The sequence below is a fragment of the Stenotrophomonas sp. Steno-Z2 genome, assembly GCF_056393235.1.
Window position 1 is genome coordinate 1 of sequence record NZ_JBWJOY010000015.1, and the last position, 5,538, is coordinate 5,538.

Consider the following 5,538-nt stretch of genomic DNA (forward strand, 5'->3'; position numbering starts at 1 on the left):
GCAGCGGAGTCGGGCCTCGAAACGAGGTGTTGACGAAGCAGGAAAGCCGGCTATAATGGGCGGCTCGCTCGGACGGAAACGTCGGGCACTTGGAAGAAGGCGCTGAGGCCGATTCCGAAGTTCTTTGAAAGTATGCGCAGGTATCTTGTGAGGGCGCCTGCAGGAGTGGATGACTGTCCATCTTGCAGACGTTTGATCAAGCAATGAATAGTTTGTTAAAGCAAGCGAAACGTTGCCAGAGGTCGAGCATCTGCAGCTAAGAGTATTTGCCTTCGGGCATGTAGTTTTAAGTGAAGAGTTTGATCCTGGCTCAGAGTGAACGCTGGCGGTAGGCCTAACACATGCAAGTCGAACGGCAGCACAGGAGAGCTTGCTCTCTGGGTGGCGAGTGGCGGACGGGTGAGGAATGCATCGGAATCTACTCTGTCGTGGGGGATAACGTAGGGAAACTTACGCTAATACCGCATACGACCTACGGGTGAAAGCAGGGGACCTTCGGGCCTTGCGCGATTGAATGAGCCGATGCCCGATTAGCTAGTTGGCGGGGTAAGAGCCCACCAAGGCGACGATCGGTAGCTGGTCTGAGAGGATGATCAGCCACACTGGAACTGAGACACGGTCCAGACTCCTACGGGAGGCAGCAGTGGGGAATATTGGACAATGGGCGCAAGCCTGATCCAGCCATACCGCGTGGGTGAAGAAGGCCTTCGGGTTGTAAAGCCCTTTTGTTGGGAAAGAAAAGCAGCCGGTTAATACCCGGTTGTTCTGACGGTACCCAAAGAATAAGCACCGGCTAACTTCGTGCCAGCAGCCGCGGTAATACGAAGGGTGCAAGCGTTACTCGGAATTACTGGGCGTAAAGCGTGCGTAGGTGGTTGTTTAAGTCTGTCGTGAAAGCCCTGGGCTCAACCTGGGAATGGCGATGGAAACTGGACGACTAGAGTGTGGCAGAGGGTAGTGGAATTCCTGGTGTAGCAGTGAAATGCGTAGAGATCAGGAGGAACATCCGTGGCGAAGGCGACTGCCTGGGCCAACACTGACACTGAGGCACGAAAGCGTGGGGAGCAAACAGGATTAGATACCCTGGTAGTCCACGCCCTAAACGATGCGAACTGGATGTTGGGTGCAATTTGGCACGCAGTATCGAAGCTAACGCGTTAAGTTCGCCGCCTGGGGAGTACGGTCGCAAGACTGAAACTCAAAGGAATTGACGGGGGCCCGCACAAGCGGTGGAGTATGTGGTTTAATTCGATGCAACGCGAAGAACCTTACCTGGCCTTGACATGCACGGAACTTTCCAGAGATGGATTGGTGCCTTCGGGAACCGTGACACAGGTGCTGCATGGCTGTCGTCAGCTCGTGTCGTGAGATGTTGGGTTAAGTCCCGCAACGAGCGCAACCCTTGTCCTTAGTTGCCAGCACGTAATGGTGGGAACTCTAAGGAGACCGCCGGTGACAAACCGGAGGAAGGTGGGGATGACGTCAAGTCATCATGGCCCTTACGGCCAGGGCTACACACGTACTACAATGGTAGGGACAGAGGGCTGCAAGCCGGCGACGGTGAGCCAATCCCAGAAACCCTATCTCAGTCCGGATTGGAGTCTGCAACTCGACTCCATGAAGTCGGAATCGCTAGTAATCGCAGATCAGCATTGCTGCGGTGAATACGTTCCCGGGCCTTGTACACACCGCCCGTCACACCATGGGAGTTTGTTGCACCAGAAGCAGGTAGCTTAACCTTCGGGAGGGCGCTTGCCACGGTGTGGCCGATGACTGGGGTGAAGTCGTAACAAGGTAGCCGTATCGGAAGGTGCGGCTGGATCACCTCCTTTTGAGCATGACAGCATCGCCTGTCAGGCGCCCTCACAAGAGACCTGCATTCAGAGTTCTGCACCGGTAGCCGGTGTGGAGAAGTCCCGTACATGGGGCCTTAGCTCAGCTGGGAGAGCACCTGCTTTGCAAGCAGGGGGTCGTCGGTTCGATCCCGACAGGCTCCACCACTAAGCTTTGACAGAACATTGGGTCTGTAGCTCAGGTGGTTAGAGCGCACCCCTGATAAGGGTGAGGTCGGTGGTTCGAGTCCTCCCAGACCCACCACTCTGAATGATTGGCGCATACGAAAGAATTGATTGGGTACGGCATTGTGGCCGTGGCCTGTTCTTTTAAAACTTGTGACGTAGCGAGCGTTTGAGATGTCTATCTCGACGTGTCGTGAGGCTAAGGCGAGAGACGCAAGTCTCTTTATTAATTGAGTCGTTATATTCGTGCGTGGGCTTTGTACCCCCATGCGCATATGACCCAAGGCAACTTGCGGTTATATGGTCAAGCGAATAAGCGCACACGGTGGATGCCTTGGCGGTCAGAGGCGATGAAGGACGTGGCAGCCTGCGAAAAGTGTCGGGGAGCTGGCAACAAGCTTTGATCCGGCAATGTCCGAATGGGGAAACCCACTGCTTCGGCAGTATCCTGCAGTGAATACATAGCTGCTGGAAGCGAACCCGGTGAACTGAAATATCTAAGTAACCGGAGGAAAAGAAATCAACCGAGATTCCCTGAGTAGCGACGAGCGAACGGGGAACAGCCCTTAAGCTGGTATGGTTCTAGAAAAACGGTCTGGAAAGGCCGGCCATAGAAGGTGATAGCCCTGTATTTGAAAGGGCCATTCCAGTGAAGACGAGTAGGGCGGGGCACGTGAAACCCTGTCTGAACATGGGGGGACCATCCTCCAAGGCTAAATACTACTGACCGACCGATAGTGAACCAGTACCGTGAGGGAAAGGCGAAAAGAACCCCGGAGAGGGGAGTGAAATAGAACCTGAAACCGTGTGCGTACAAGCAGTAGGAGCTCGAAAGAGTGACTGCGTACCTTTTGTATAATGGGTCAGCGACTTACTGTTCGTGGCAAGCTTAACCGTATAGGGGAGGCGAAGGGAAACCGAGTCTGATAAGGGCGCATAGTCGCGGGCAGTAGACCCGAAACCGGGTGATCTAGTCATGCCCAGGGTGAAGGTGCGGTAACACGCACTGGAGGCCCGAACCCACTCCCGTTGCAAAGGTAGGGGATGAGGTGTGATTAGGAGTGAAAAGCTAATCGAACCCGGAGATAGCTGGTTCTCCTCGAAAGCTATTTAGGTAGCGCCTCATATGTATCCTCTCGGGGGTAGAGCACTGTTATGGCTAGGGGGTCATCGCGACTTACCAAACCATTGCAAACTCCGAATACCGAGACGGACTGTATGGGAGACACACGGCGGGTGCTAACGTCCGTCGTGAAAAGGGAAACAACCCAGACCCACAGCTAAGGTCCCAAATTTTGTGCTAAGTGGAAAACCATGTGGAAAGGCACAGACAGCCAGGAGGTTGGCTTAGAAGCAGCCACCCTTTAAAGAAAGCGTAATAGCTCACTGGTCGAGTCGGTCTGCGGGGAAGATTTAACGGGGCTAAGCACAGAACCGAAGCTTGGGGTGCATACTTTGTATGCGCGGTAGAGGAGCGTTCCGTAAGCCTGTGAAGGTGAGTTGAGAAGCTTGCTGGAGGTATCGGAAGTGCGAATGCTGACATGAGTAACGATAATGCGGGTGAAAAACCCGCACGCCGAAAGCCCAAGGTTTCCTTGCGCAACGTTAATCGGCGCAGGGTGAGTCGGCCCCTAAGGCGAGGCAGAAATGCGTAGTCGATGGGAAGCAGGTTAATATTCCTGCACCTCGCGTAAGTGCGATGGAGGGACGGAGAAGGTTAGGTGTACCAGGCGTTGGTTGTCCTGGGGAAAGGCGGTAGGTTTGGATCTTTGGCAAATCCGGGATCCTTTAAGACCGAGCACCGAGACGAGTCTTTAAGACGAAGTCACTGATACCACGCTTCCAGGAAAAGCTCCTAAGCTTCAGCTTACGCAGACCGTACCGTAAACCGACACAGGTGGGTAGGATGAGAATTCTCAGGCGCTTGAGAGAACTCGGGTGAAGGAACTAGGCAACATGGCACCGTAACTTCGGGAGAAGGTGCACCATTGCCGGTGGCCCATGCGGGCTATAGCTGGCGATGGTCGAAGTGACCAGGCCGCTGCGACTGTTTATCAAAAACACAGCACTCTGCAAACACGAAAGTGGACGTATAGGGTGTGACGCCTGCCCGGTGCTGGAAGGTTAATTGATGGGGTCAGCCGCAAGGCGAAGCTCTTGATCGAAGCCCCAGTAAACGGCGGCCGTAACTATAACGGTCCTAAGGTAGCGAAATTCCTTGTCGGGTAAGTTCCGACCTGCACGAATGGCGTAACGACAGCGGCGCTGTCTCCACCCGAGACTCAGTGAAATTGAAATCGCTGTGAAGATGCAGCGTTCCCGTGGCAAGACGGAAAGACCCCGTGAACCTTTACTATAGCTTTACACTGAACGTTGAGTTCGTCTGTGTAGGATAGGTGGGAGGCTATGAAACTGTGGCGCCAGCTGCAGTGGAGCCATCCTTGAAATACCACCCTGTCGTGCTTGACGTTCTAACCTAGGCCCGTTATCCGGGTCGGGGACCGTGTATGGTGGGTAGTTTGACTGGGGCGGTCTCCTCCTAAAGAGTAACGGAGGAGCTCGAAGGTACGCTCAGCGCGGTCGGACATCGCGCACTGTGTGCAAAGGCATAAGCGTGCTTGACTGCAAGATCGACGGATCAAGCAGGTACGAAAGTAGGACTTAGTGATCCGGTGGTTCTGTATGGAAGGGCCATCGCTCAACGGATAAAAGGTACTCCGGGGATAACAGGCTGATACCGCCCAAGAGTTCATATCGACGGCGGTGTTTGGCACCTCGATGTCGGCTCATCACATCCTGGGGCTGTAGTCGGTCCCAAGGGTATGGCTGTTCGCCATTTAAAGTGGTACGCGAGCTGGGTTCAGAACGTCGTGAGACAGTTCGGTCCCTATCTGCCATGGGCGTTGGAAGTTTGAGAGGGGCTGCTCCTAGTACGAGAGGACCGGAGTGGACGAACCTCTGGTGTTCCGGTTGTCACGCCAGTGGCATTGCCGGGTAGCTATGTTCGGAAGCGATAACCGCTGAAAGCATCTAAGCGGGAAGCGCGCCTCAAGATGAGACTTCCCGGGGCACAAGCCCCCTGAAGGAACCATGTAGACTACGTGGTTGATAGGTCAGGTGTGTAAGCGCGGCAACGCGTTGAGCTAACTGATACTAATGATCCGTGTGGCTTGACCATATAACCTCAAGTTGCCTTGGCCGACATGACATGTCGATGGACCCAAGTGCACGCTACGTCACAAGACCTACGAGAGGCTGGCGCTTGTATGCGCTTCCCTGCGCAAGAGCCCGCACATCCATGTGCGGACCCTTCAAGAGAAGCAATAGCGACCCTCCAACCCTCTCCCTGGTGAAATTAGCGCTGTGGAACCACCCGATCCCATCCCGAACTCGGAAGTGAAACGCAGCTGCGCCGATGGTAGTGTGGCTCAAGCCATGCGAGAGTAGGTCATCGCCAGGGTTTTTTTCCACAAACCCCCGCTGCTCGCGCAGCGGGGGTTTGCTTTTGCGCAAAACAAAA

At 54.6% G+C, this 5,538-nt stretch carries 2 tRNA genes and 3 rRNA genes; all 5 read left to right on the plus strand.

Annotated features, from left to right (window positions below):
- Positions 1-287: 287 nt before the first annotated feature.
- The 5 genes from AC06FP_RS16735 to rrf all read left to right on the plus strand — a co-directional run bounded on the left by AC06FP_RS16735 (position 288) and on the right by rrf (position 5,478).
- Positions 288-1,832, plus strand: a 16S ribosomal RNA gene (locus tag AC06FP_RS16735).
- 92 nt (positions 1,833-1,924) lie between these two features.
- Positions 1,925-2,000: transfer RNA gene (locus AC06FP_RS16740), tRNA-Ala, on the plus strand.
- Between the two features lie 20 nt (positions 2,001-2,020).
- A tRNA-Ile gene (locus AC06FP_RS16745) sits at positions 2,021-2,097 on the plus strand.
- A 223-nt stretch (positions 2,098-2,320) separates the two neighbouring features.
- A 23S ribosomal RNA gene (locus AC06FP_RS16750) occupies positions 2,321-5,196 on the plus strand.
- 167 nt (positions 5,197-5,363) lie between these two features.
- Positions 5,364-5,478: ribosomal RNA gene (gene rrf / locus AC06FP_RS16755) — 5S ribosomal RNA — on the plus strand.
- The 16S, 23S and 5S rRNA genes sit together here with 2 tRNA genes alongside, the layout of an rRNA operon.
- Positions 5,479-5,538 lie beyond the last annotated feature (60 nt).